The sequence below is a fragment of the Kiritimatiellaceae bacterium genome (assembly GCA_013141415.1).
GTDB lineage: Bacteria > Verrucomicrobiota > Kiritimatiellia > Kiritimatiellales > Tichowtungiaceae > Tichowtungia.
Genome location: JABFQY010000002.1, coordinates 111,836 through 138,700 on the forward strand (window position 1 = coordinate 111,836; position 26,865 = coordinate 138,700).

27 protein-coding genes and 1 tRNA gene are annotated in these 26,865 nt (G+C 54.5%); 15 read left to right on the forward strand and 13 right to left on the reverse strand.

Annotated elements, in window-relative coordinates:
* Positions 1-125: 125 nt before the first annotated feature.
* Entirely contained in the window at positions 126-407 is a 282-nt protein-coding gene (locus HOO88_03345) for a GIY-YIG nuclease family protein (GenBank protein NOU35792.1), read from the reverse strand.
* A gap of 44 nt (positions 408-451) precedes the next feature.
* Positions 452-542 (reverse strand) — tRNA-Ser (locus HOO88_03350).
* A gap of 154 nt (positions 543-696) precedes the next feature.
* Here HOO88_03350 and HOO88_03355 point away from each other — a divergent pair.
* Positions 697-2,463 (forward strand): hypothetical protein, encoded by a 1,767-nt coding sequence (locus HOO88_03355; GenBank protein ID NOU35793.1) that lies wholly within the window; start codon positions 697-699, stop codon positions 2,461-2,463.
* 9 nt (positions 2,464-2,472) lie between these two features.
* Entirely contained in the window at positions 2,473-4,236 is a 1,764-nt protein-coding gene (locus tag HOO88_03360) for a hypothetical protein (protein ID NOU35794.1), read from the forward strand.
* 4 nt (positions 4,237-4,240) lie between these two features.
* On the opposite strand, the gene HOO88_03365 is transcribed toward HOO88_03360, so the two are convergent.
* From HOO88_03365 to HOO88_03385, 5 genes are all read right to left on the reverse strand, one after another.
* The gene (locus tag HOO88_03365) at positions 4,241-5,503 is read right to left on the reverse strand and encodes a glycosyltransferase (protein NOU35795.1); all 1,263 of its coding nucleotides are present in this window, start codon (positions 5,501-5,503) and stop codon (positions 4,241-4,243) included.
* 23 nt (positions 5,504-5,526) lie between these two features.
* Positions 5,527-5,916, reverse strand: a complete 390-nt coding sequence (locus HOO88_03370) for a hypothetical protein (protein ID NOU35796.1) — start codon at positions 5,914-5,916, stop codon at positions 5,527-5,529.
* Positions 5,913-6,326 carry an HIT family protein gene (locus tag HOO88_03375; protein NOU35797.1) on the reverse strand — a complete coding sequence of 138 codons (414 nt, stop codon included), beginning with the start codon at positions 6,324-6,326 and terminating at the stop codon, positions 5,913-5,915. Before HOO88_03375 ends, HOO88_03370 begins: the two co-directional genes overlap by 4 nt.
* A gap of 97 nt (positions 6,327-6,423) precedes the next feature.
* Positions 6,424-7,038, reverse strand: a complete 615-nt coding sequence (locus HOO88_03380; GenBank protein ID NOU35798.1) for a hypothetical protein — start codon at positions 7,036-7,038, stop codon at positions 6,424-6,426.
* A 93-nt stretch (positions 7,039-7,131) separates the two neighbouring features.
* The gene (locus HOO88_03385; GenBank protein NOU35799.1) at positions 7,132-7,602 is read right to left on the reverse strand and encodes a CYTH domain-containing protein; all 471 of its coding nucleotides are present in this window, start codon (positions 7,600-7,602) and stop codon (positions 7,132-7,134) included.
* A gap of 72 nt (positions 7,603-7,674) precedes the next feature.
* Between HOO88_03385 and pyrF the strand changes: the two genes are divergently transcribed.
* Positions 7,675-8,370: an orotidine-5'-phosphate decarboxylase gene (gene pyrF / locus HOO88_03390; protein ID NOU35800.1), complete on the forward strand. Its 696-nt coding sequence runs from the start codon at positions 7,675-7,677 to the stop codon at positions 8,368-8,370.
* Between the two features lie 60 nt (positions 8,371-8,430).
* Here pyrF and HOO88_03395 read toward each other — a convergent pair whose 3' ends face one another.
* The 4 genes from HOO88_03395 to HOO88_03410 form a co-directional block, all read right to left on the reverse strand.
* Entirely contained in the window at positions 8,431-8,613 is a 183-nt protein-coding gene (locus HOO88_03395) for a hypothetical protein (protein NOU35801.1), read from the reverse strand.
* Between the two features lie 181 nt (positions 8,614-8,794).
* The gene (locus HOO88_03400; protein NOU35802.1) at positions 8,795-10,213 is read right to left on the reverse strand and encodes an adenosylhomocysteinase; all 1,419 of its coding nucleotides are present in this window, start codon (positions 10,211-10,213) and stop codon (positions 8,795-8,797) included.
* A gap of 2 nt (positions 10,214-10,215) precedes the next feature.
* Complete coding sequence (locus tag HOO88_03405; protein ID NOU35803.1) at positions 10,216-11,163, reverse strand: metalloregulator ArsR/SmtB family transcription factor; 948 nt, start codon at positions 11,161-11,163, stop codon at positions 10,216-10,218.
* Between the two features lie 121 nt (positions 11,164-11,284).
* Positions 11,285-11,620, reverse strand: a complete 336-nt coding sequence (locus HOO88_03410; protein ID NOU35804.1) for a rubredoxin — start codon at positions 11,618-11,620, stop codon at positions 11,285-11,287.
* A 134-nt stretch (positions 11,621-11,754) separates the two neighbouring features.
* On the opposite strand from HOO88_03410, the gene HOO88_03415 reads away from it, so the two are divergent.
* From HOO88_03415 to HOO88_03460, 10 genes are all read left to right on the forward strand, one after another.
* Positions 11,755-12,642, forward strand: a complete 888-nt coding sequence (locus HOO88_03415) for an EamA family transporter (protein ID NOU35805.1) — start codon at positions 11,755-11,757, stop codon at positions 12,640-12,642.
* Between the two features lie 26 nt (positions 12,643-12,668).
* The gene (gene tsaA, locus HOO88_03420) at positions 12,669-13,337 is read left to right on the forward strand and encodes a tRNA (N6-threonylcarbamoyladenosine(37)-N6)-methyltransferase TrmO (protein NOU35806.1); all 669 of its coding nucleotides are present in this window, start codon (positions 12,669-12,671) and stop codon (positions 13,335-13,337) included.
* A 154-nt stretch (positions 13,338-13,491) separates the two neighbouring features.
* Positions 13,492-13,833, forward strand: a complete 342-nt coding sequence (locus HOO88_03425) for a helix-turn-helix transcriptional regulator (protein ID NOU35807.1) — start codon at positions 13,492-13,494, stop codon at positions 13,831-13,833.
* Positions 13,830-15,149, forward strand: coding sequence for a type II toxin-antitoxin system HipA family toxin (locus HOO88_03430; GenBank protein ID NOU35808.1), 1,320 nt, complete (start codon positions 13,830-13,832; stop codon positions 15,147-15,149). Before HOO88_03425 ends, HOO88_03430 begins: the two co-directional genes overlap by 4 nt.
* A gap of 57 nt (positions 15,150-15,206) precedes the next feature.
* Positions 15,207-16,400, forward strand: a complete 1,194-nt coding sequence (locus tag HOO88_03435; GenBank protein ID NOU35809.1) for an ATP-binding protein — start codon at positions 15,207-15,209, stop codon at positions 16,398-16,400.
* Positions 16,401-16,588: 188 nt separating this feature from the next.
* Positions 16,589-17,020, forward strand: coding sequence for a zf-TFIIB domain-containing protein (locus tag HOO88_03440; GenBank protein NOU35810.1), 432 nt, complete (start codon positions 16,589-16,591; stop codon positions 17,018-17,020).
* Between the two features lie 221 nt (positions 17,021-17,241).
* Positions 17,242-19,767 (forward strand): leucine--tRNA ligase, encoded by a 2,526-nt coding sequence (locus tag HOO88_03445; GenBank protein NOU35811.1) that lies wholly within the window; start codon positions 17,242-17,244, stop codon positions 19,765-19,767.
* A gap of 86 nt (positions 19,768-19,853) precedes the next feature.
* Complete coding sequence (locus tag HOO88_03450) at positions 19,854-20,432, forward strand: hypothetical protein (protein ID NOU35812.1); 579 nt, start codon at positions 19,854-19,856, stop codon at positions 20,430-20,432.
* Positions 20,425-20,721 carry a class I tRNA ligase family protein gene (locus tag HOO88_03455; protein NOU35813.1) on the forward strand — a complete coding sequence of 99 codons (297 nt, stop codon included), beginning with the start codon at positions 20,425-20,427 and terminating at the stop codon, positions 20,719-20,721. The genes HOO88_03450 and HOO88_03455 overlap by 8 nt, the downstream gene beginning before the upstream one ends.
* 327 nt (positions 20,722-21,048) lie before the next feature.
* Positions 21,049-22,017 (forward strand): Fic family protein, encoded by a 969-nt coding sequence (locus HOO88_03460; protein ID NOU35814.1) that lies wholly within the window; start codon positions 21,049-21,051, stop codon positions 22,015-22,017.
* Here the strand turns inward: HOO88_03460 and HOO88_03465 are convergent.
* Positions 22,014-22,853 (reverse strand): hypothetical protein, encoded by an 840-nt coding sequence (locus tag HOO88_03465; GenBank protein ID NOU35815.1) that lies wholly within the window; start codon positions 22,851-22,853, stop codon positions 22,014-22,016. The genes HOO88_03460 and HOO88_03465 overlap by 4 nt on opposite strands.
* A gap of 94 nt (positions 22,854-22,947) precedes the next feature.
* Here HOO88_03465 and HOO88_03470 point away from each other — a divergent pair, with 94 nt between their 5' ends.
* The gene (locus HOO88_03470) at positions 22,948-23,964 is read left to right on the forward strand and encodes an aldo/keto reductase (protein ID NOU35816.1); all 1,017 of its coding nucleotides are present in this window, start codon (positions 22,948-22,950) and stop codon (positions 23,962-23,964) included.
* A gap of 127 nt (positions 23,965-24,091) precedes the next feature.
* A complete protein-coding gene (locus tag HOO88_03475; GenBank protein ID NOU35817.1) occupies positions 24,092-25,690 on the forward strand; it encodes an ATP-binding cassette domain-containing protein in 1,599 nt (532 codons plus the stop codon).
* A 215-nt stretch (positions 25,691-25,905) separates the two neighbouring features.
* On the opposite strand, the gene HOO88_03480 is transcribed toward HOO88_03475, so the two are convergent.
* Positions 25,906-26,853 carry a hypothetical protein gene (locus HOO88_03480; protein ID NOU35818.1) on the reverse strand — a complete coding sequence of 316 codons (948 nt, stop codon included), beginning with the start codon at positions 26,851-26,853 and terminating at the stop codon, positions 25,906-25,908.
* Positions 26,854-26,865: the final 12 nt, after the last annotated feature.

Here is a 26,865-nt window from a genome sequence, read left to right on the forward strand (position 1 = left end):
GCACTACGTTCGCGAGCAGTTTCATTTATGTAAGGCTGCCGAGTCGCAGTCCAAAACCTGACCCGTTTTCGCCGGGAAAGCACCTGCTGTGCTTTCATACAATCCCCTATCAGAAATCGGTTCTCTCACTCGGAGCAGAGTTCTTTAAGAGAATCCTTGCACATCAACTTGAGAGTGCGCTTGCCGGACGAACTTTTAAAATAGATTTCCCGGCGCATGGCGGCCCGTTTTGCGAGGTGATATTCACAATACGGTAGAGCAAAGGGACGGCGCGGAGCTGTGGCAGGAGATTGCCCGTGAAAATGTGCCGTGAGCCGTTGTTGAAGGTTCTCGGTATATCCGATGTAGAGTTTTTCATCGGCATGACTGAATAGCACATAAACGCAATATTTCAGCTTTTCGGGCATGCCGGGATTATTTTCACGAACAGACAGAAGAATCAACCATTGACTGGCGGAGGGGGGGGGATTCGAACCCCCGGTACCGGTTTAGGGTACACACGCTTTCCAAGCGAGCTCATTAAACCACTCTGACACCCCTCCACAAATTGAGCGCGAGAAGCTAACACTTCCTTCCTGAGAAATCAACCGGCCCAATATGATTAATTTCGGCCTGACAGATGATAATGTCTTGCTCACTTGTGTTTGTTGATATTACTTTTTGCAAGTTTTAATCGTATCTTGCAAGGAGGTTGGTATGAGAAGAGTTTTCAGCCGGTTGTTTGCGGCTTTCGTTTTGGCGCTCATCGTCTCACGGTCCGCTTCCGCCGAAGACCGTCGCGACACAAAAAGACAGGAAACCGTTCGCACCCGTATGCTGGAGACCGTGCAGGAGGCGTGGAATACTCCGGGAAGCGAAAAAGAAAGTCCGGAAGCCGGACCCGGACAGCGCGACCTGTCTGCCGATGAAAAGCGAGCCTCCGCCCTGCGCGATAAACTGGAAAGCATCCGTATTCCGGACATCGCGTTTCAGAACGCCGATATTCAGCAGGTGGTGATGGAACTTTCCGCCACTTGCCGGAAACTCGATCCGGATCATACGGGTGTCAATCTGGCGATCTTCGGTACAGCGGGAACAAACCTGCCCTGCATCACCTTTTCCGGCACGGATCTGTCCGTATTGGAAACGCTGGACATCGTTACTCAACTATCCGGCATGAAGTATGAAATCAGACCCGGCATGGTCAGCCTGACGCCGGTCGGCTATGAACTGCCGCAGCAGATGGTGTCGGCGGAGTTCGATATCACGCCGCTGGTTGGAACAAAAATGGCGGCGCGCTCAGGCGGACAGTCCGCGGGATTGCTGGATATGCGCGACTTTTTCGGTACAGTGCCCTTCCCGCTCGGAGCAAGCGCACAATACAATCCGGAATTCAATATCCTGCTGGTTCGCAATGTGCCGAAGCACATTGAATCTGTGGCGGCACTGCTCGACCGCTGCAACCGCAAAGCGATTGAAGAGCGGTCGCGGCAAGTTGAAATCGAAACCAAATTCATCGAAGTCTCTCAAGGCGCTCTTGATGAACTTGGCTTTGACTGGACGCTCGGAACAGCCGGAACCGACCTGACTGCCGGTAAGTTTGCCATGCCCGGCGGACAGAAAATTTTCACAGACAGTCTGCGCGACGGACAAGACACCTTTAACCCCGGCGTGAATCAGGCGGGCCGCGCAACTTCGTTTAATTCCTACGCGGGCGCCGTCGCTGATCCGACCGGCACCGGGCTGATCGGAACTGCAGGCGAACTTCTGGTTCAAAAAGTGAAAGGGACTCCGGTGGATCTTGTCATCCGTGCACTGGAACGGACGGCGGGAGGCGATCTGCTGTCCGCGCCAAAAATTCTCACGAAGAGCGGAGAGTCCGCCAGCATTCACGTTGGCGAAGTACACTGGTTCCCGACGGCCTTCGATATCGGAATCGAACGTTACGCGCAACCTGGCCTGATTCCGCTCAATTATGCCGAAGAGAAAACCGGCGTTATGCTGGAAGTCACGCCGGAACTCGATCCGGAAAACGGAACGATTAATCTTAAACTTTCGCCGGAAATCCGGGAGCTGGCCGGATTTGATGAACAGCACGTCGCCACCATTTGGCCGGAATACGGCAACGAATCGCTCGACATGAACAGCGATACGCCAGCCAATAACAACCTGATCGACTTCCTCACCCGGCGCGAAGAAAGCCGTACCGCCAGCGCCGACCGGCTGATCGCCCGCCGGCCGATTTTCAAATCCCGCAAAGTGAATACGACGGTGACGATTGAGGATGGCAGCACGATTGCGATGGGCGGACTGATCAAAGAGCAGCTCGAGACATTCAAGGACAGCGTTCCGGTTCTCGGAAAAATTCCGCTGCTCGGCCGTCTCTTCCGCTCGGAAGGAGAGCGCAGTACAAAGCGCAATCTGCTGATTTTCGTCACCGCAAGCCGGGTGAACACTTCCGGTTATAAGAAACCAGTCCAGTAGCCGCTGTTTATGAAACGGTTTCTATTTGTTTGTATTTTATGGTGCGGCCTCGCCGCCGTTGATGCCGCCAGCATCTGGCAGGAAAACTTCAGCAGTTATACCGGCGCCGGCGTCACTGGACTGGGGCCGACCAATTATCCCGCCGGGATAACAAACTGGAGTTTGAACGCTGGCGTCTGCGCTACGCTGAATCCCGGCAGCGGCAGCGCCGGAGATTATTTCATGGCAACATCCACCAGCGGCGGACGGCTGGAGGCTGTAAATGTGGACGGTGAAGCGGTCTGGTCTTCCGCTGTCATCCACATCGCTGATTGCGCCAACGTTTCGCTTTCCGCTATCGCCTCCGAAACTGGTTCGTCCGTCAGCACGAATAAATATGTGAAACTGTTTTACCGGTTAGACGGCGGCGCGGAAACCGCATTCACCGTCAATCCGGCGAACGTCGGCAACTGGGGTTCAGCGGCGGCAGTGCAGAGTAATTTGTGCGGAACGACCGTACAGATCATCGCGCGAATGAATAATCCGAACGTCAGCGACAAATCCATACTGGACGATGTGATCGTGTCCGGCGACCGCGTTGCCGTTCCTCCGCCGCCCGCTTCGGACTGTTCGCGGATTGCCGGATTTTTTTATGGCTGGAGCGGCGACACTATTTTCAAACTCGCCGGCGGACAGTTCTGGCAGCAAAGCACCGCAGGAACTAGGGCGGTCAGTCCGGCACTTCGCCAGCCGTATGTGACGATCACAAACGTTTCCGGCCAGCGCCGGATGATTGTGACCAATGTCACCGGTTATGTGGTTGTGGCTCCGCTGACGGTTACTGAAAGTGCCGTGACCAATACGTTCGCCGGACTGCATTATCAAAACCTTTATCAGCTCGCAGATGGAACAGCGTGGAAACAGATTTCGTTTGAAACGGTTTCCAGCGCGGCTTCGCCGGTCACCGTCTGGCGCTGGATAAAAGATGGGCAGCAAATGCTGCGCTTTTTGAATCGCGACAACGCCGTCATTGGCACCTGTACCGGCGAAGCTGTTGTTCCGGCTACCGACACAAAAACTCACAGCAAGATCGCCGGAAACTTTTACGGCTTCGGACACGGAAATCTTTTCCGCCTCGCTGACGGTTCGTGGCGGAAACAGATTTCGTTCGAACGCTCCGACTCCGTGCGCAGCAATCCCGATGTGCTGGTGTGGAACGAAGACGGAGCAGATTTCTTAGAAATGCCCGACGAGGCTCGCCGCGTCACCGTCGAAAAGTTAGCCGTACAACTGGAAAGCACCGTTACCAACACATTCACCGGGCTGCACCACGGCAATCTCTACCGGCTCGCAAACGGCGAAAAGTGGATGCAGCTCAGTTTTGAAAATATCAGCACCAACGTCATCAGTCCGAATATCATGCTTTGGTCTGACGAAACGAAAACCAATCTGCTGTTGCGCGACAGCCGCGACGTGACAATCGGAATCTGTACGGTCGCCGATCCGAACGCCGACTCCGACAACGACGGACTCAGTGATGCGGCGGAAATTCTGGCCGGAGCGGATCCGCTCGATTCCGAGTCGCGCTTCGAACTCCGCCAGACCGGCCGCAATGTGCTGAGCTGGAACGCCGTCGAGGGTCGCGTTTACACGATTGAATGGAGTCCGTCGCTGACAGAAATTTTCCAGACATTGGAAAATAATATTATCTGGCCGCAGAACAGCTGGACCGACACCGTCCACTCCGCCGAAACAAAAGGCTATTACCGCATCACCGTCCGCCGCGCGGAGTAAGAAGTCAGCGCCCGCGTTTTTCCGGCGGAACCCAGTTGATCGGCAGGTGCAGCACGGCGCGAATTATTCCGTTACTGACGTGGAAGAGCATGATGAAGCCAATGGTGTAAGAGGCGATGATCAGTTTGCCGGCCCCTTTGATCCCGAAGCCGCTGGAAAATCCGGCGCAGATGGTGGCGACGAGCGCGCCGCAGGAAATGACAATCCGCCAGAGATTGCCGACGGTTCCCTGCACAGAAACCTGCAATGAGTCGTCCATATGTCCGGCGCCCTGCACCAGCATGTGGACAAAGCCCAGCATGGTGCTGATGAACACCAGAAAGCTGACGGCGTAGCCGGAGCTGACTACTGCGGCGGCGATTTTGTTGCCGACGGTCGCTTTGCGGGAAGTGTAGAGCGCACGGCTGCGTTTGAGCGCGGTTTCGACAACGCCGTAGGCCCAGCGTTTCTGCTGGCGGAAAAGGTCGTGCGCCGTGTGCGGAACTTCGCAGTCGCAGGTGACATCCGGGCAATAGGCGATGCGGTAGCCGTTGGTGAAAAAGCGAAAGCTGAGATCAATGTCTTCGATCATGGTGCTGGTTTCCCAGCCGTTCATTTCAACCATCGCCTGACGTTTGATGAGCATGGCTGAACCGCAGAGAAAGCTGGTTTTCATAAACCGGTCGAACAGCGGCAACATGATGAAGTGGGTGACATTGATAATGCCCGCGCCGAGCAGTGTCGTCAGACTTTCGTGCGCATCGGTGATGTGCCAGCGTGCCTGCACCGCCGCGGTCCCAGGATCAGCGACGGCATGCGCCGCCAGTCGCCGCAGAAAATCCGGTTCCGGCAGAAAGTCGGAATCCATGACGAGAATATATTCTCCGGTGGTGTATTCGTTAACGTGGTTCAAGTTGCCCGATTTAAAACCGATCCGGTTGTTCCGCCGCAATATTCTGACGCGCGGATTATGTTCCGCGAAATGATCAATCTCCTGCATGACGTTCGGATTGTTGCTGTCATCTCCCAGCAGAATCTGAAGCTTATCCTCAGGATAATCGAAAGCCATGCAGCAGCGGGCGCAGTCGAGCGCCACCAGCTCGTTGCGGGAAGTAATCTGCACAGTAATCGTCGGCAACTGTTCATCCAGCACGAGCGGACTGACTTTTTTCTGACGGCAGGTCAGCACCGAAATCAGTGTGGTGATTAAATAGGTAATTGAGATCCCGGTGATCAGGGAAAACAGGACGGTTGACAGCCCGTCGATCAGATTGCTCAGCATATTCATAAAGAACTCCAAAAATCAGTTGGTTATTTCCCGGTGCGCGGATTCGCAACAGGACGGAACGGGTTGCGAAAAACTTCGTCGAAATCGTATCCGTTGGCGAAATCGGCGCGGCTGTCTTTTTCGGTTTTACCCAGCATTCCGGTTTCGACCATATTGAAAACAATTTCGCCAATATCTTCGGTCCGCCGGACTCCCCAGTCGTTGAGAACAGTTTTTGTCATCGGCCCGAATTCGAAAAGCGCAAACTCGCGGATGCCGTCGAGCAGTTCCTGTCCGCTGATGTGCCGCGGCTTTTCAAGGCGGCGAACCGTATGGTCGAGTCCGGCGCGAACAAAGGCATAGGCGTCCACGGCGTAGCGCGAGTCGCGGGCCATAATTCCCGCCAGCAGTTCTTCGGCGTTCGGGTGCTTCATTCGGCCAGTCCTTTGCGGATTTTCGCGGCGATATTTTCCATTTCGACCGAATTATCGTACTTCTTGGCGTTCCAGTTCCAGTGATGGCCGTCTCCCTCAAAGCGCGGAATGACGTGAAAGTGGATATGCGGCACCACTTGACCTGCGACGGCTCCGTTATTCTGGATGATATTCACGCCGTCCGCGCCAAGCTCCCTGATTTGTGCGGCGGCAATCCGCTTGCAAACCGACATCAGCTTGGCGAGCACCTCGTCCGGCGTTTCAGTGACAGGGTTGTAGCAGGTTTTCGGAATAACCAGCGTATGCCCTTTGATAATCGGGCCGATGTCCACGAATGCCAGTGTGTCGGAATCCTCATAGACAATGGTCGCCGGAATTTCGCGATTCACGATTTTTTCAAAAATATTCATGGGCGCAGTGTACCTGTTCCCGGCCTTTTTTCCAATGCTTGGAAAAAAGAAAAGCGCTCCGGAATTCCGGAGCGCCTCCCGTCAGCCGCAACACATGCTATTTTCGCGAAGCGCGGCGGACAACCCAAGCCATCAACCCGCCAAGCGCAGCCAGACTTGCGGTTGCCGGTTCAGGAACGGCTTCCACGGTAAACGAATTGAGAATCCAGCCGTTTCCTCCGCCGGTATTCATTGCGATTACCTTGAAATAAGAACCCTGATTCAGCGCGGCATCAATCGTATAGGTTCCGCTGGCTGTAAAATTCACGAGGCTTCCGCTCGCTACCTGATACGCGCCGGTTTCAACATTCCCGCCGGTGAAGCTGGAAACGGCAATGGACTTTACCGTTACCGCACGATTAAATGAAACCCACAATGCCTCCTGTCCATTAACTGTATCAAACAAGGATGTCGCATCTCCGGCACCCGCCGCATTCATCCCGAATTCGGTCGCCGTCGAATTCAGCTGGCTCCCGAAACTGTAACTTCCATTCAGATATGCAAACATGGCCGCTTCCAAAGTCAGCCCGCTGCCGGCATTGGTGCAAACGCCGGAAGACGCCCCATCCCATGATGCACCGTTCTTGTTGACCAGATCGAAGGTGAATAGCTCGGCGCAAACGTCATCCAAAGCAGCCCCCATGAGCAAAACAACCGCGATGATTTTCTTCATGTTTTTCTTTCCTTGTTAGACGAAGTAAATGCCGAGCATGTTACTCTTTAACTTTTTGGTGTTAAGAACTTTTTGAAGAAAAGTTGAATGGACTCACCACCGGGCAATGGGACAGCGGGCGAGCGCGGCGTTGGTGTAACGATGGTCATGAGAGACTTCTTCGCCCAGCCACTCCGGTTTTTCGAACGACTGATTTTCACTTTCAAGTTCGATTTCAGCCAGAATCAATCCGGCGTTCGGCCCGGAAAATTCATCGATCTCCCAAACCACCTGATCGATTCGCAGTGTATAACGTCTTTTTTCGATCTGCCGCCCGCCGCAAAGGTTTTGAATCATATACTCGGCCTCTGCCACCGGAATTTCATATTCCAGTTCGGGCCGGGAAATCCCTTGAGTAGCGCCTTTGATCGTCAAAAACCCCTTTCCGCCCAGCAACCGGACGCGAACGGTCGCCCCGTCCGGCGCGGAGGTGATGTAGCCCTGCCGGCAGGACAATCCGTCTCCGGCGGTTTTGCGCCATCCATAACCAGTTACCAGAAATTTGCGTTCGATTTCCTGCTTCATGAACAAATCCTTGCTTTCGGTCTGCGGTTCAGGGATTTTTAGCGCAACTGATTTCGAATGAAAGGAATAAAAATGAAACCTGCCCTGATCGTCGCGCTGGATGTTCCGACCGCCAAAGAGATGGAAGAAGCGCTCACCCGCCTTCCGGACAGCATTGAGTGGTATAAGGTGGGTCTCGAACTGTTCTGCGCCGAAGGCCCGTCCATTCTTGACCCGCTGAAACGGCGGAATAAAAAAATATTTCTGGACCTCAAACTGCACGATATTCCGCGCACGGTTGCCAATGCGGTAAAAACCGCCGCCAGCCATGGCGTCAACCTGATGACGGTGCACGCCATCGGCGGACGGGCCATGCTGGAAGCCGCCGCTGAAGCGGCGCGCGAATGTTCCAATCCGCCGAAACTGGTGGCTGTGACCACGCTCACCAGTCTTTCGCAGGATGACTTTGCCGATCTAGGCATCGGTCGCAGCGTGTCAGATCAGGCTCTGGCGCTGGGCGAACTTGCCATTTCTTCCGGCATCGATGGATTGGTGACCAGTGCTCACGAAGCGGGCGCATTGCGGAAAAAATTTCCGCAGGCACTGCTGGTAACCCCCGGCATCCGCATGCCGGACGGGGAGGCTGGCGACCAGAAACGGGTCGCGACACCAGCCTTCGCCGTGCAGCAGGGAGCCACTCATCTGGTGGTCGGCCGTCCGATTCTGCAGGCGGAAGATCCGGCCTTAGCGGTTCGGGCGATTTTCGCCGACATAAAAAATGCCCCGTAATTACGGGGCATTTTTCCAAATATTTTCATAGAAAATATTTGTCGAAGTTCGGAATGGTTCCTACTTCTTTTCGGCCAGAGTCAGCTTCTTGCCTGACTGGAGCCACTGTTGCAGAACGATCTTGCAGTATTTGCTTTTGGAAATGTGCATAGAGTCTGCACGTTTTTCCAGATCGTCTGCCATGGTCTTCGACATATTGATACCAATCGTCTTGGTACCTTTTCCGATGGGGTTTGTTGCCATAACATCTTCTCCTTCTCTGTTGTTATGTTGGCTATATCCTACAAAAATAGATGGCTATTACCAAGTTTGTTTTTTGAAGAATGTACGGTATTTCACCACACTTATTTCTCTTGTCTTCCGTCCGTCCGCAAAAAACCCGCCTCGGAATCCGAGACGGGTTTCGGCGAGATCGGCCTGCCTTTTAATACCGGTAATGCGCCGGTTTAAACGGGCCGGTCGTCGATAAGCCAAGATATTTAGCCTGAGCGCGGGTCAGTTTTTCCAGCTTTACGCCGATCTTTTCCAGATGCAACCGCGCGACTTCTTCGTCGAGGTTTTTCGGCAGTGTGTAAACTCCCACCGGATATTTGCCGGGGTTGCAGTAGAGCTCCATCTGCGCCAGCACCTGATTGGTGAAGCTGTTTGACATGACGAAGCTCGGATGGCCAGTTGCACAACCGAGGTTGACTAAACGTCCTTCCGCGAGCAACAGAATGCTCTTCTTGGTCGGGAAGGTGATTTTGTCCACCTGCGGCTTGATGTTGGTCCATTTATATTTCTTGAGCTTCTCGACCTGAATTTCGCTATCGAAATGGCCGATGTTACAGACGATCGCCATGTCTTTCATCTTCCGCATGTGCGTTTCCGTGATGACATCGCAGCAGCCGGTCGTGGTAACGAACAGATCGCCGAGGGCGCAGGCATCGTCCATGGTCATCACTTCGTACCCTTCCATCGCGGCCTGCAAAGCGCAGATCGGGTCAATTTCCGTGACGACAACCCGCGCGCCCTGCCCTTTAAGCGACTGGCAGGAACCTTTGCCGACGTCGCCGTAACCGGCGACCACACAAACTTTTCCGGAAAGCATCACGTCGGTGGCGCGCATAATTCCATCCACCAGCGAGTGACGGCAGCCATAGAGATTATCGAACTTCGACTTGGTCACCGAGTCGTTCACATTAAACGCCGGGAAAAGCAGTTCGCCGCGTTCCATCATCTGGTAAAGACGATGAACCCCTGTGGTGGTTTCTTCGCTGACGCCGATAATGCCTTTGGCGATGCGCGAGAAACGTTTCGGGTCTTTCTTAAGCGCCGTCTTCAGCTGCGCCAGCAGAACTTTTTCTTCGTGGCTGCCCGGCTTGCGATCGAGAATCGAAGGGTCGCTTTCAGCCCGCAGTCCGAGGTGGACAAACAGCGTCGCGTCGCCGCCGTCATCGAGAATCATGTTCGGACCTTTACCGTTGCCCCAGTCGAGGATGCGGTCGGTGTAATCCCAGTACTCTTCCAGCGTCTCGCCCTTCACCGCGAAAACCGGCGTACCGGTAACAGCAATGGCGGCAGCGGCATGATCCTGCGTGGAATAAATGTTACAGCTCGCCCAGCGAACCTTCGCGCCGAGAATCTGCAGTGTCTCGATCAGCATCGCCGTTTGAATCGTCATGTGCAGCGACCCGGTGATGTGCGCGCCTTTGAGCGGCTTCTCTTTACCGTATTTTTCACGCAGCGCCATCAGACCGGGCATTTCATATTCCGCCAGCTCCATTTCCTTGCGCCCGAATTCTGCCAGCGACAGATCCTTGACCAGATAATCACCTTTTTTTGAAATCGCTTTCTTCGCCATATCTATTTGCTCCGTTTCTTCTCTTCTTTAGTTGCCACAATCATCACCACAGAAAAAGCCGGCGTCGGCCCCTCCAGCGTTTGGAAAATCTCCATCTTAAATCCTGTGCCGGCCAGCCAGCCGCGCAGTTCGCGCTCGTCGAATCCGAGCCACTGATCCGCCCACTCTGTCCTCACCCATTCCTGATCGTGCTGGGCCAGATCGAGCAGAATCAGCCGTCCGCCCGGTTTCAGGATTCGCGCCGCTTCCGCCAGCGCCTTTTCCGGCCGCGCGGCATGATGCAGAACCTGACTCACAAAAGCGGCGTCCATGCTGTTTGATTCCAGCGGAAGTTTTTCCAGATCGCCGCGACCCACCGTCACGCGCCGCGCCACGCCCGCTTCTTCGGAACGTTCCTGCACCACGCGCAGCATCTGCGCCGAAAGGTCAACCGCCACGACCCGCTTTGCGAAGCGCGCCAGCAGCAGCGTCAGATCGCCTTCGCCGCAACCGATATCCGCCACCGTCTGTCCGGCGAATCCGGCGGCCAGTGCGGTAGCCAGAGCCTGCCAGCCGCCGCCCGGCTGAGTCAGCGAGCCATAGCGTCCGGCGATTTCGTCAAAAAATTTCGTGCTTTCCTTGCGGCGCAGCTCAATCGCGCGATCCACCGCAGCGCGGTCGCGGCTGGCACCGCGCAACTCGGCCAACTTTTCGCTCATCAGCTGAGCAAAGGTCTGATCCTGAAAAACCGGCCCGCGCCGGTAATAAACGGAAGTCCCCTCGCGGCGGGTATCGAGCAGTCCGCTGTCGCGCAACGGCTTCAAGTGGCGGCTCACCGACGACTGCGGCATTTTTAGCGCCTCGACGATTTCGGCCACCGACAGCTCGGAAATCTCCACAGCTCGCAGAATCCGCAAGCGACCTTCATCGCCCAGCGCCTTAAACACTTCCAGAATGTTGGTTTCGGTCATACTTCATTTATCCGCTTGTCCGGATGAAAGGATATTTACGGACCGGAAGCAAGACAGAAAAAGGCGCCCCGGAATCCGGAGCGCCTTTCAGGTTTCAAGCTTCAGCTCTCAGCTTTTCGCATCAGCCCCACTTGCCTTTTTTCATGTGGCCCTGCATTTCGGTCAGCGAAAGCTTCATCATCTGCCACGCCATCGCACGGGATTTGGTGAACACGTCCACACAGCCGGGATCGAGCTCGTCTTTAATCCCCGCGTTGCAGGCCGCTTCCAGCTGGCGGGCCAGATCAATGACGTGAGCGTGCAGAGTATTGGTGTGGCGTGAGCGCTCAACCAGTTTGGCCGCGGCATCGTCGAGCTGTTTAAACTGCTCCTTCGGCGCTCCGCACTTCGGACATTTGCAAGGCGCTTCATCCCCATCATGAATATATCCGCAGGCTTCACATTTCCACTTCTTCATCGTCTTTCCTCCGGTTGAGTTACTGTTCAGGCGCTTTCATCGTAACCAAGCGCACTTGTGATTGTCTGCGGCAAAGCCTACACTGCGGCGCATGAAACTCAAAACATTAATCCGCCGGTAAAGGATCGTCCGATATGCCGGTCTATCTTCTTCTCGCTCTGATCGCCGCGCTGGGCTACAGCACCGGCAGCATCTTCAACAAGCAGGCTATGACCGAAGGGTGCGGCGTCTTCCGCGTCTTCGCCGCCATGACCTGGACAACCACCGTTCTTCTTCTTCCCTTTGTGCTTCTCGCCGGAACCGCCGCGCCGTGGCATCAGTTTTATCAACCGATGCTCGCCACCATCTGCTGGCTAGGCGGAGCGTCGCTGTGGATGAGCGCCCTGCGCACCGGCGAAGTCAGCCTGATCGCGCCGGTGGCGGGAATGAAGCCGGTCTTTAACGCCCTGCTCACTGCGCTACTGCTGGGCGCCCCGCTTTCACCCAACGTCTGGGCTGCCTGCGGACTCACCGCCGTCGCCCTGCTGGTTATGCGCACGCCGGACCCGAAAACCCATGCGTCGTTTCTAAAAACCGCAGGACTGATGGCTGGCGCGGTTTTCTGTTACGCGCTCTGCGACGTCTGTCTGCAAAAATGGGCGGGCGGCTGGGGCGCCCTGCGCTTCACCGGACTGATGTTTATGATGGCCTCCCTGCTGATGTTCACGCTGATTCCGCGCTTCGGAACACCCTACCGCGACCTATCGCGCCCCGCACGGCGGCACCTAAAAACCGGCATGATGATCGCTTCACTGCCAGGTATCTGTATGGGGCTGGCGGTCGGCCGCTACGGTCACGCGCCGGAAGTGAACGTCATGTACAGCTCACATGCTCTCTGGAGTGTTCTGTTGGTCTGGGCGTTCGGGCGGCATATCGGCAACCTCGAACACACCGCCGGACGCGGCGTCATGCTCCGCCGCCTGGCCGGTGCGCTGATTCTGCTCACCGCCATCGTCCTGATTATTTCCGGACGCGCTCCTTAGGCAAATATTGGATTGGAAAAGTCGCCATGAATATCGAACCGGTCGGAATCATTCGCTCCTGCTTTAAGGAAAAGTTCGGCATCCCGCGCCAGCCGGGACTGATCAAAAGCGCGACCGCCACGCTCGAACTGCTCCCGCCGTACAACGTCGCCGAAGCACTGCGCGGCATTGAGAAGTTTTCCCATCTTTGGATCGTGTTCGCCTTTCATGAAAGCATCTGCGAAACGTTTCAGCCGACGGTTCGTCCGCCGCGCCTCGGCGGCAATACCCGCCTGGGGGTTTTCGCCACACGCTCGCCGTTCCGTCCCAACCCGATCGGTCTTTCCGTCGTCGAACTCAAAGCCGTGCGCGGCACAACACTGGAACTCATAGGCGGCGACTTTCTCGACGGAACTCCGGTTCTGGACATTAAGCCGTACATTCCGTACGCCGACAGCATTCCCGGCGCGCGCGGCGGCTTCGCCGACGACGCGCCGGAACCGGTCAACACGGTTGCTTTAACTCCGGAAGCGCAGACGGTTTTCCAGACCTTGGAAAAAAATCAGCAGCAGCTCATCACCGACGTCCTCAGCTACAACCCGCGCCCCGCCTATCAGGACGATGACCCGGCGCGGATTTTCGGAACCCGGCTATTCGACTTCGATGTGAAGTGGAAACACGCCGGCAAGTCCGTAACCATCATTTCTATAATTTAATTTGTATGTTACGGAGAAACTTATTGCTCAATTATGGCTTTTTTTGACTTTATGAGCAATTTTATGCTCTCTGCGTTTATTGTTTAATGAGCATTTAATTTAACTTTTATCTTGCCTGACGCCTGAAAATGACGATAATTCCACCATGATGAATATGGAAACAGCCAGCAACGAGGCGATCCGTCAGGAGATCGGAAAGCGCCTGCAAAGCGAGCGCCTCAACCGGAATATCACGCAGGCGGCACTGGCCGAAAAGGCCGGTATCGCCCGCCGCACACTGGTCGGAGCCGAGCGCGGCGAAAGCTTCACTATCGACACCCTGATCTCCATCCTCCGGGAACTGGGATGCCTGTCGCAACTCGACCTGTTTCTTCCCGAACCGGAAATCAGTCCGGTACAACTCTCGAAGCTCAACGGGAAGAAGCGCAAAAAAGCTTCCGGCAAGTTCACCTATCCGCAACCCCGCACGACACCGTGGGTCTGGAATGAAGAATGAATCCGTCCGTCACAGCTGATGTGCTCCTGTGGGGTAACGTCATCGGATCGGCCTCGTGGGATGCTGACCGGCAGCTGGCGCTGTTTGAGTATGCGCCGGACTTCCTCGACAGCGGCATTGCACTCGCGCCGCTCACCATGCCGCTGCGCAAGCAGGTCTATTCCTTTCCCGAACTGGCGCGCGAGTCGTTCCACGGACTGCCCGGTATGCTGGCCGACGCCCTGCCCGACCGGTTCGGTAACCTGCTGATCGATGAATGGCTCGTCCGCACCGGACGCTCTCCCGCCGACTTCACGCCGGTCGAGCGACTCTGCTACCTCGGACAGCGCGGCATGGGCGCGCTGGAATTCCGCCCCGCCCTCCGCGACCGGCAAAGCGGCTCGGTTCCGGTCAACGTGGCGGCGCTGGTCGATCTGGCCAACACCGCACTGGCGCAGAAAGAAATGCTCGCCACAAAAATCGGCCCGGAAAACGAAGAAGAACTCGACGGCATGCGCGATATTTTGCGGGTCGGCACCTCGGCAGGCGGCGCGCGCGCCAAAGCCGTTATCGCGTGGAACGAGAAAACCGGCGAAGTCCGCTCCGGACAGGTCAAAGCGCCGCCCGGCTTCGGCTACTGGCTGATCAAATTCGACGGCATCGGCGGCAACCGCGATAAAGAACTCAACGATCCGCAGGGCTTCGGCAAAATTGAATACGCCTATCACCGCATGGCGCTGGCCGCCGAAATCGAAATGAGCGAATGCCGCCTCTTTCAGGAAAACGGGCGCAGTCATTTTATGACCCGCCGCTTCGACCGCACGAATGACGGAAAAAAGATTTTCATGCAGTCGCTCTGCGGCATCGCCCACATGGATTTCAATCAGGCGGGAGCCTACGGCTACGAACAGGCGCTGGATGTCGCGCAGCGTCTCGGACTTGGTGCTGGCGCACTTGAACAACTCTTCCGGCGAATGGTCTTCAACGTCATGGCCCGCAATCAGGACGACCATACAAAAAATATCGCCTTCCTGATGAACAAGCGGGGTGAATGGCGGCTCGCTCCGGCCTACGACGTCATTTACTGCTACAACCCCGACGGCGCGTGGACGCGCCGTCACCAGATGAGCGTCAACGGCAAACACGACAACTTTGAAAAAGCCGACTTTGAAGCCGTCGCCAAACGCTTCAGCATCCTCCGCAAAAACGGGGTAAATCAGATACTTGAAGAAACCGCCGCCGCCCTTGCCCGCTGGCCGCAGTTCGCCACGGAAGCCGGCGTCCCCGAACAAACCGCACAGCAGATTGCCAGCCATCACCGCCAGATATATAGGTAAATTATTTAAATTATAAAAATATTGTAATTAGCCTAATTTCGCTATATACGTCTCTCTATGAATCCGATCACTAATCCATTTGCACCGGGTGCAGGGACTCCTCCTCCAGAACTAGCCGGACGCGACGAACTCCTAAAAACCATTCATATTGCCATCGAACGAACTCGCCTTGGGTTTCCAACCAAGAGCGTTCTGCTGGTCGGATTGCGCGGCGTTGGCAAAACGGTGTTGCTGGATAGAATGCGTGATGATGCAGAAACATCCGGAATTCAGACCTTACGAATCGAAGCTCCGGAAAACCGCTCTTTGCCCGCCTTGCTGGCCCCGCAACTCCGTCAATGCCTCCTTCGTCTTTCCCGAAACGAAAAAGCAAAAGAGTTGGCGCAACGGGCACTCCGCGGACTTGCCGGTTTTGCCAAAGCCCTGAAGGTTAAATACGAAGACATTGAAGTGGGTTTTGATTTTGATCCCGAACCGGGGCTGGCCGATAACGGCGATTTGGAACACGACCTCCAGGCCTTATTGGAAGTAGTTGGCGCTGCAGCAAAAAGTGCCGGTACCGCGCTCGTCATGTTTGTTGACGAGCTCCAATATGTTCAGGAAACAGAACTTGAAGCACTAATTATGGCACTTCACAGGGTTTCACAACGTCAGTTGCCAGTTATGCTGGTCGGAGCAGGGTTGCCGCAGTTGCGTGGTCGTATGGGAAGAGCAAAGTCCTACGCTGAGCGTTTATTCGATTTCCCGGAAATTGGCCCTCTTAATCCGGACGCCGCGAAACAGGCCATCCTTAAACCTGCCGCAGATCAGAATGTGCTTGTCGAAAAAGATGCGCTGGAGCGGATTGTACAGGAAACCGAAGGATACCCCTATTTCATTCAGGAGTGGGGGAAACATGCCTGGGATGCCGCCGAAAAATCCCCCATCACTCTTCTGGACGTAACGCTGGTTTCAAAAGAAGCCATTGCCGCTCTTGATGAAAGTTTCTTTCGCGTCCGTTTTGATCGTCTGACGCCAGCAGAAAAACGTTATCTGCGAGCCATGGCCGAACTCGGAGCCGGGCCGCACCGCTCCGGCGATATCGCGGATATTCTTAACCGCAAGGTAAGCGCCCTCGGACCGACTCGCGGCCAGTTGATTAACAAAGGAATGATTTGGAGTCCGAATCACGGAGATACCGCTTTCACGGTTCCGCTATTCGATGGTTTCATGCATCGCGTCATGCCGGGCGACGACTGGAAGAAAGACTGATCTCGTCAACCTCGACGAAAACGACAACGAACTCATCAAAGTTATGCAGCGCGCCTTGGTGCCGTGACGCAGGAAAGTCCGAGGGTCGAAAAACATCCTTCCAATCCTTGGAAAGTTCAGTGACGTTCTGTAGGCTCGGCGCCAATTTAACAGGCGTATGAATTAGAAGACCGGGAAGGAACTCTGAAATGAAATGTCCAAAATGTAATGGTTCTATGGGAAGCGCAAAATACGCTGATACGACCGTTGATCGTTGCGCCGACTGCGGAGGAATCTGGTGTGATGTTTTCGAGGCGGAAGATTTGGCAGAAGCTAAGGGCGGCACTTCGGTTGACGCCGGCAGCAAAATCAAGGGCCTGCAGATGAATAAAGTTCACGACATCAAATGTCCCCGCTGCGGAAAACCGATGCAAACTGCTTCCGACCGTGAAGATCCTCTCCTCAAATTTGAAGTCTGCACCGCCTGCCACGGTTACTTCCTTGATGCAGGTGAACTCCGTGACATGGCTCACGTCACATCAGCTGAAAAGGCAACCGAGAACCTCTTCTTCAAAGCCAAACAGTTCCTGATCGCCTTTATATCCATGCACACCGCAGCGAACCCGCAGAAGAAGAAATAACCGGCTGCGCCTGCGTCATCACATCCGGAGCGTTTCCAGTTCTTGGAAGCACTCCGGATGTTCTTTTTGTAGATCAGAAAATCTGCTTCCAAGGCTTGGAAAATCCGCCGGAATCCGTAGTCTGTTGCGGTTTACAAACGCCGTGTGAGGGCACACGGCCTACAGTTTTTCGAATCCGCTTCTGTAGGCCCGGTCCCCGACCGGGCGGAGAGGAAATAATAATGAACGAGAAATACCCTTTTTCTGAAATTGAACCGAAGTGGCAGGCGCACTGGAACGAGCACGGCCTGTTCAAAACCGATCTGTCAAAGACGGCGCAGAAGTATTACTGCCTGATGATGTTCCCCTATCCGTCCGGCAAACTGCACGTCGGCCACGGCCGTAACTACATCATCGGCGACGCCGTCGTCCGCTATAAAAAGATGCGCGGCTTCAATGTGCTCTCGCCGATGGGCTGGGACGCGTTCGGCCTGCCCGCCGAAAACGCCGCAATCAAAACCGGTACGCCGCCGCGCGAAAGCACGCTCAAGAATATCGTTGTGATGAAGGAACAGCTCGCCGCCTGGGGCTGCTGCTACGACTGGGATAAGGAAGTCACCTCCTGCGAGCCGGAATATTACAAATGGACGCAGTGGCTGTTCATCCAGATGTTCAACCGCGGGCTGGCCTATAAGAAGAAAAGCAACGTCAACTGGTGCCCGAGCTGCGCGACGGTGCTGGCCAACGAACAGGTCGTCGACGGCCTCTGCGACCGGTGCGATTCGACCGTGGTGCAGAAGGCGCTCGAACAGTGGTTTTTCAAAATCACCGACTACGCCCAGCGCCTGCTCGACGATCTCGACACGCTCGAAGGCTGGCCGGAGCGCGTAAAGACGATGCAGCGCAACTGGATCGGCCGCTCCGAAGGATCGGAAATTGATTTCGCGCTCGTTCCGCGCGCCGACGGCAAAGCCGACTGCTCGAACAAAGTTTCCTGCTTCACCACCCGCGTGGACACCATTTACGGCTGCACCTATATGGTGCTTGCGCCGGAATACGTGAATCTCAAGGAGATGATCGCCGGTCTGCCGCAGGAGCAGGAAGTGCTGAAGTTTGTCGCCGACAGCGCGAAGCTGACCAACCTCGACCGCGAATCCGACGTGCTCGAAAAGAAAGGCGTCTTTACCGGGCGCTATGTTGTTAATCCGTTCACCGGCGAGAAAGTTCCGCTGTGGGTCGGCGACTATGTGCTGATGTACGGCACCGGCGCGGTGATGGCCGTTCCGGCGCACGATACCCGCGACTGGGCTTTCGCCAAAAAATACAACCTGCCGATCAAGCTCTCGATTCAAAATCCGGAAGGCTCGCTTGTTCTCGCCGACATGGACGACGCCTACACCGAAGACGGCGTCTGCTGCGACTCCGGCGAATTCACCGGCCTACCGAACCGCGAGGCGATCAGCGCGATGATCAAGCACGCCGAAGAAAAAGGCTTCGGCAAAGGCACGATCAATTTCCGCCTGCGCGACTGGCTGATTTCCCGCCAGCGCTACTGGGGCGCGCCGATTCCGATCGTCTATTGCGACCGCTGCGGCATGGTTCCCGTCAACGACGATGAACTGCCGGTTCTTCTGCCGACCGACGTCGAGTTCAAGCCGACCGGCGAGTCGCCGCTCAAAGGCTCGGATGCGTTCATGAATTGTTCCTGCCCGAAGTGCGGCGAACCGGCGCGGCGCGAGTCCGACACGATGGACACGTTCGTCGATTCAAGCTGGTACTTCCTGCGCTACCTCAATGCCCGCGACAGTTCTCAAGCGATTGACAGCAAGGCCTGCAACCAGTGGCTGCCGGTTGACCAGTATATCGGCGGCATCGAGCACGCCATTCTGCACCTGCTCTACGCCCGCTTCTTCACCAAGGTCATTCACGACCTCGGCCTGATCGGCTTCGACGAACCGTTCGCCAAACTTTTCACGCAGGGAATGATCTGCAAAAAGAGCGACATCGACGGCAAGCTCTACAAGATGAGTAAATCCAAAGGCAACGTCGTCAGCCCGAACGAGCTGATCGAAAACTACGGCGCCGACACCGTGCGCCTCTATACGCTCTTCATCGGCCCGCCGGAAAAAGAAGCCGAGTGGAACGACAGCGCCGTCGAAGGCTCTTACCGTTTCCTCGCCCGCATCTGGCGCCGCGTCTGGCAGAACAAAGAGATGCTTTGTACCGCAGGCATCCCTGCCTGCAACATTAACGCAATGGACAAGCCGGAACGCGATCTCTACCGCAAGCTGAACGAGTCGGTGAAGAAAATCACCAGCGACCTCGACGGCGCGTTCCATTTCCATACGGCTATTTCCACCATCATGGAACTGATGAACGCTATCGATGAAATCAAAGTCGATGCCGCCAGTTCCGATCAGGCCAAAGCGGTTTTCCGTGACGCCATCGAAAAAGTGATCGTCCTGATTTCGCCCTTCGCGCCGCATATCTCCGAAGAGCTGTGGAAAGAACTTGGTCATACCGGCGGAATTCTTGCGGCTAAATGGCCGGAAGTGGTCGAAGCCGCGCTGCACCGCGACGAAATTCAGATGGCCTTGCAGGTTAACGGTAAAGTCCGCGGACAAATCACCGTGCCGTCCACCGCGACCAAAGAAGAGATCGAAAAACTCGCCGTCACCGACGAAGCCGTCATCCGCTGGTCCGAAGGCAAAACGATCAAAAAAGTCATCGTCGTCCCCGGCCGTCTGGTGAACATTGCCGTGGGTTAACAAACCTCATTATTAAATTTTCATATTAAATCAAAACTGTGAGGATAGGCTGTTAGATGAGCCTGAATGTAGAGGTAAGGAAATACATGATGAAAATATTCGTCTGTTTATTATTTCTATCAGGAATGTTACTAGTATCAGGATGTTTTTCAACCCGCCCCCTTTCTCCGACGGAAAAGTCATCAATCAAAACCATCTACATGGAGTCGAATTATTCTGGCTTTATTGAGTTCTTCGGCCCGACGGGTTCCCCTACACAAATCTACGGAACCCCCTTTCTTGATCCGCTTCTGAGCAAAATCAAAAGTTATCTGACCGATAAAAAATACCGCGTGACGGACAATCCACACGGGGCGGACACCCGACTGGTGATCCAGCCGCACAAAGGGTTTGTTGACGGACGACCTGCAGAAGGTATCGGTTTCTTCGTGAAAAACAACGATACATATGCCTTCGCATGGCTTTCCATCCTCCTGATCGACAGCAAGACCGGAGAAGTTAAAGCTTTTGCCGAAAAGCTAAGCGTTGTGCAAATCACCGACCTTCAATATCAGGTATCAGCATGGTCTAAAGCTTCCTCAGAAGAAGTTGATCTTATGATGCGCGAACTTATCCGAGCCGGCTTTTCCGCGTTTTACGTTTCAGCAAACAGAACCCATCTATAAACAAAGTATAAGCGAAGAGCTCTGGAAAGAACTTGGTCATACCGGCGGAATTCTTGCGGCTAAATGGCCGGAAGTGGTCGAAGCCGCGCTGCACCGCGACGAGATTCGGATGGCCTTGCAGGTCAACGGTAAAGTCCGCGGACAAATCACCGTGCCGTCCACCGCGACCAAAGAAGAGATCGAAAAACTCGCCGTCGCCGACGAAGCGGTCATCCGCTGGTCCGAAGGTAAAGCGATCAAAAAGGTAATCGTCGTCCCCGGTCGACTGGTGAACATTGCAGTCTCATAACGTAACTAACGTAACGGAGTCAGTAACGGGGTCAGCCAATGAATTTTAGAATCGGCTGATTTCTGCGTGTTAAGAAAATCTATTGAGTCAGCAGATTCCGGCTGAAGCCGGGACTACATACCTATGCGGGCGCATGGAGTTCCACTTTGCATACAGCACGGGAGGCATGTAGTTCCGCCTTCAGGCGGTGAAGTGGTTGCTATTTTTAAAACCACTCTAAACAAACCGTCTGCGGGGCTGGCGGACGATTTTGTCACGATAAACTTGTTCTAAATTATCAGATTTTAGTAGTGACAAGACGGGGTGTCAGGAGCAGTTTATCCGCACATGAAGGGCTCATCATCCATCTTAACTCCGTTTGAAGCGCAGATCCGTAATCTGCGCGAACAGGGCGTTCCGCTTCGTAAAATCGCGGAATTGCTGAACCACGAGCATGGGCTGACCGTCACGTACAACGCCGTGTTTTCATTCCTGAAGACGCGGGAAAAGACCGAAAAGCACCCTTCCCTGTTTTATGAAAATCTTCCCGCCGATATCCGAGAGTCGCTGATCAAACAATTCACCGCTCTCTGGACGTTTGATTCGACCGGGATCGAAGGCAATACGCTGACGCTGGGTGAGACCGTAAAAGTACTGGAGCTGGGGCTGACAATCAGCGGAAAGCCGCTGAAGGATCACGAAGAGGTTTACGGTCACGCCAAGGCGGTCGAGCTGATTTATGATCTGATCCAGAAAGAAAAAATCTCTGCTGACGATCTGTTCAATCTGCACCGTTGCGTGATGCAGAAGAGCCCGATCGATTCTCTGCGTCCGGTCGGCGATTGGAAGCGCGATTACAACGGAACGACCGGCGTGCGCGACGGCAAACCGGTTTATATGGAATATGCCCGGCCGGATGACACGCCGAAACTGATGGCGCGCTGGATTAAAGAGTTCAACCGGAAGCTCCGCTCGGCGACGTCGGCACCCAAAGCGGTCAATGTCTATGCGTGGACACATCTGAGCTTCGTGCGCATTCATCCGTTCTTTGACGGAAACGGACGTATCGCCCGGTTGATCGCCAATCTGCCGCTACTGAAACGCGGCTATCCGCCCCTGCTGATTGCTCTGGCGCGCCGCGCCGAATACATCGACCTGCTGTGGAATTATGAAAACGCGGTCGGTGTTATCAAAACGGATGATCCGTTGCTTCCTTTAAGTCCGGCCCTTGCATCATTTAAAATTCTGCTTCGGGAAGAATGGCGCGAATCGCTCCGCTTAGTTGAAGAAGCCCGAAAACAGGCCGCTTTGCGCTAAAACCGGCGTCCGCCGTGCGCGTTGCCGTGCATTCTCTGCTGTTTGGGAAGCGGCGGGGCTTCGAGATAGAGGCTGTACCATTCTTCGCCCAGTCCGGCGTTCGAGAACTGTTTGTCTTTGTTATTGGCGAGCAGTTCCCAGTTGCTGGCGAGGGTCTTGTCGGAAGTGATATCTTTTGCTTTAACCAAAAGCATGCGCGCTTTTTCGGACTCGCCCTGCTGCATATAAATCCAGGACATCACTGCGTAAAGCAGGGTTCCGCGATTGCCGCGCATCCATTTCACATGACTCTTGAACGTTCTCTCGAGTTTCTCCAGTTCGCCGTGCTCATACTGACGGGCTATTTTCATGGCGATTGTCATGGGCTCCATAAACATCGGGCCGGTGAATAGTCCCGCCGTCGCCAAAAGTTTATCCACCGCTTCGAAGTCTTTCAGCTGATAGAGGAACTGCATGCGCATGGTGGCAATCTGCCGACCCATCATCAGGCTCCATTTTTTGAAGGGCTCAAAACGATCCACAAAAACCAGCGCTTCCGAGATCAGCGCCTTTTGATCGCCTTCCAGCTGGCGCTGGATTTGTTTGATGTTCCCGCCGGGCCGGCTTTGGAACATCTGAATCTTCCGGTTCATCTGTTTCTGGCCGTTCACGAGCTTTTCTTGAAGCTCCTTTTGAACTGCCGTCATTTTTTTCCGGACAATGAATCCGATTAAGAACAGGGGAAGCAGGAATCCGGCGAGTCCTCCGAAAATCTCCCCGCCCAAACCGACATGGTAAACCCTCGCGGCAATAACTGCGGCGGCAGAAACAATCACTGAAATCAGCAATGCGATCATGGTTTTAGTCCCTTCTGTAGAATTTAAAGGGCGGCATCGTACAACAGGCGGCAGGAGATGTCACCCTCGAGACGCCCAGACTTTCCTGAAAATAATGAAAGCAAATTCGCGCTTCCATTCGATACGGGTCTGTTTGAGTATCGCCGCCATGAATACGCAAAAAATCGCCGGATCGCAGATCAACGCCTCACGCATCATTTACGGATGTATGACCTCCGCACTCCCTTGGGGGCCGGAACGGGATGCGGAAAAGGAAAAACAAGGACTCGCCGCCTTCGAACAAGCCGTCGAATGCGGCATCAACCTTTTCGACCACGCCGACATCTACTGCTCCGGCAAAGGGGAAATTCTTTTCGGCGAATTCCTTAAAGCCAATCCGGGGCTGCGGGAAAAAATTTATGTGCAGACAAAGTGCGGGATCCGCCTTCCAAACAGTCCGGTTCAAGGCGCGCCCCACCGGCTGGACAATTCCGGAAAACATATTCTGTCGTCCGTGGATGCCAGCCTCAAACGCCTTGGCCTTGATTATCTCGATATTCTGCTTCTGCACCGCCCGGACGCTTTGGTCGAGCCGGAAGAGGTCGCGGCCGCCTTCAACAAACTCTATGCATCCGGCAAGGTTCAGGCTTTCGGTGTCAGCAACCATACCGCCGGACAGATTGCCCTGCTGCGCCGCTTCGTCGAACAGCCGCTGGTCGCGAATCAGGTGCGCATTAATCTGATGCACTCCCATATGTTTGATGAGCCGCAGAATTACGATCAGGGCGGCGGGGCCGGCGGATTTCTCGGCACGCTCGAATACTGCCGTCTGCACGACATCACCTTGCAGGCCTACAGTCCGCTGATGCACGGACGGCTGAGTCAAAACGATCTCAACGAACGGGAATCCGCATGCCTGAAGGCTCTGCAAACGATGTCCGCCGAAAAAGGCGTATCGACCGACACGCTTCTTATGGCCTGGCTTCTGCGCCACCCGGCAAAGATTCAGCCGATCGTCGGTTCCTGTAATATCGGACGCATCGTCGCCTGCTGTCGGGCCGACGAAGTCGAACTGACGCGTGAAGAGTGGTATTCCCTGTGGGTCGCCGCCCGCGGTACAAAACTGCCGTAGTCTCTGGCCGGTCTAACCCTTTCCGCGGTTCCGCGTGGAAAAATTCGGGGCAGATAGCATTCGGCTCTTCTGGGCGTTCCTGCTATACACGGCCCTCGTTTTTAATTTTACCCCGGATTAAACCGTCATGATCACAACCTCAAAAATCACGATGCGCTTCGGCAAGACAGCGCTTTTCGAAGACGTTTCGGTGAAGTTTGTTCCCGGCAACCGCTACGGGCTGATCGGGGCCAACGGTTCGGGAAAATCCACATTCATGAAGATTCTGACCGGTCAGCTGGAGCCGAGCGAAGGAACGGTCACGATCGGCCCCGGCTGTACGCTCGGCTATCTCCGGCAGGATCATTCCGCGTTCGATGAGTTCACGATCCTCGACACCGTCTGCATGGGGAATCCCAAGCTGTGGGCACTGCATTGCGAACGCGAACTGCTCTACTCAAAAGATGATCTGACCGACGAAGAGCACGATCGTTGCAGCCACATCGAGCACGACTTCGGCGAAGCCGGCGGCTATACGATGGAATCCGAAGCCGCCACGCTGCTGGTCGGACTGGGCTTTACCGAGGATCTGTTCGGACAACCCATGACCGTTCTGCAAGGCGGTTTCAAACTGCGCGTTCTGCTGGCGCAGGTTCTTTTCGGCAAGCCGGATCTGCTGCTGCTCGACGAGCCGACCAACCATCTGGACATGGAGTCGATTGAGTGGCTGGTTGAGCTGCTTGAAAATTATAACGGGATGGTGATTACGATTTCGCACGACCGTTTCTTCCTTAACCAGGTTTGTACGCACATCGCCGATTTGGATTTCCATGAGATCCGTCTGTTCCCTGGAAATTATGACGACTTCACCATCGCCAGCCTGGACGCACGCGAGCAGCAGGAAAAGCAGAACCAGAAGATCGAGCGGCAGGCAAATGATCTGAAAGCGTTTATTTCCCGGTTCAGCTCCAACGCCTCGAAAGCCAAGCAGGCGACCTCGCGCAAGAAGACTCTCGAAAAACTGGAAGTTGTAAAAATCAAGGCCAGCAGCCGGGTATCGCCGTTCATCCGCTTTCAACCGAAAAAACGGCTGGGCGACAAAGTGCTTGAGGCCGTGTCGGTTTCCAAGTCGTATGATCAGCCGCTGTTCAGCAGTTTTTCCTGCACGATCGGGCCGGAAGAGCGCGTGGCCATTGTCGGTAAAAACGGAATCGGCAAAACGACACTGCTCAACATTCTGTGCAATCAGCTGCAAAGCGATACCGGCAAGATTATTTTCGGCGAAACCGTTCAGGTCAGCCTCTTCCCGCAGGATGCCGCGACCCTTTTGGACTCTGAAACTCCCGCGCTGGAGTGGCTGGGTCGCTTTTCCGCCGCTGGAACATCCGAAGTGGAGCTGCGTTCCTTTATGGGTAAAATGCTGTTCAAGGGTCAGGACGTCCTGAAAAAAACCGGCGTGCTCAGCGGCGGCGAAAAGGCCCGGCTGATCTTGGCAAAAATGATGCTGGAAGGCGGCAATGTGCTGGCGCTGGACGAGCCCACCAACCATCTGGATCTGGAATCCATCGAGGCGCTGAACTACAGCCTCTCGCTCTTCCCCAATACACTGATCTTTGTTTCGCATGACCACCGCTTCATTGCGACGCTGGCCACGCGGATACTCGAAGTCACCCAAGACGGCATCACCGACTACCGCGGCACGCTGGACGAATTCGAAGCGTGGAAAAAAGCTCAGAAGGCGAAGTGAGGATTCTGGCAAAAATAAGCGGGACATTTAACACAAAGTCACCAAGAAACCGAAGGTCACAAAGCACAATTATTCCAGTAACTTTGAGTCCTTTGAGCCTTTGTGGTGAATATTCTATCGTGTTCACGTTATAAATTCGCTGGCGACATCCCTCTGGTTAGAAATCGACTGCATAAAATTGTCAGATTATCGGACTGACCCCGTCACTTATTAGATTATCGAACCCCGGCCTTAAATTCGGCCTGTGAGCAGAGAAGATCAAAGTGGCGCACGAAGCTACCATACAGACTAGTATGGCCTTCCTGCTCAGGCGCATCAATACGGTACATCGGGGTATGGTGTCCGTGAGCGTCTTCTTCATATGTGCTCATAAAAAGACAGTTGTCGAAGATTAGCAGGCGAAAAACGGGATCACAGGTCAACAAGCCAAGCTTTAGCGCTCCGGAATTTGTGTTAACTCGAGAATCCGAGGTAACTATACTCGAAAATGCGGTTATAGTTTTATTAATGTCTCTAATAAAATTTACTTTAGTATAAGCTGGATCGCAGTGCCTCAACTGAACAAGGCGCTTGTCTATGATCGGATTATCCTCGATTGGATTGAGGATTAAAAAAGTTGCGGCCAGCCCCGGTCGATCCGCAAGTTCTTCATATATGAGTGCATTAGGCCCCTTCCCAAAGCACTCATACCCAGCCATAGAAAGCATTCTAATAGTTCGTGTGTTTTTCAACTGATCTCGAATCGCCTTGGCATACGGCTGTTGCTCAACAGGTCGATCATTATGAGCGGGAAATATTTGAGTAATCCCAGATTTACTTCCGAGTAGATCCAGAAGCAGTCTTGTTTGCTTATCGAGTTCGATTTTTTTTCTACGAACTTCATCGAGTCCCAAAGTCGTGTATATGTCTGATTGGACTGCTGAAAAACATAGTTTTACAAAAAGCGCAGATACAGCAAAACAGGCGACGCCTTTCCACAAAAACACCAATTCGCTAATATCGGACAACTTAAACGAGACTGAAGCCGGAAGCCCGAAGGTCAAATTTGGATGCTCTGCCCTAAAAAATTGTATCGCGTCGCCGAATCCACGACATAGGGCGTAAGCCTCCAAAGTTAACAGAAGAACCAGTAGGCGCTTTTTTGTGAACTTAAAAAAGCTCATTTAGCCTACACA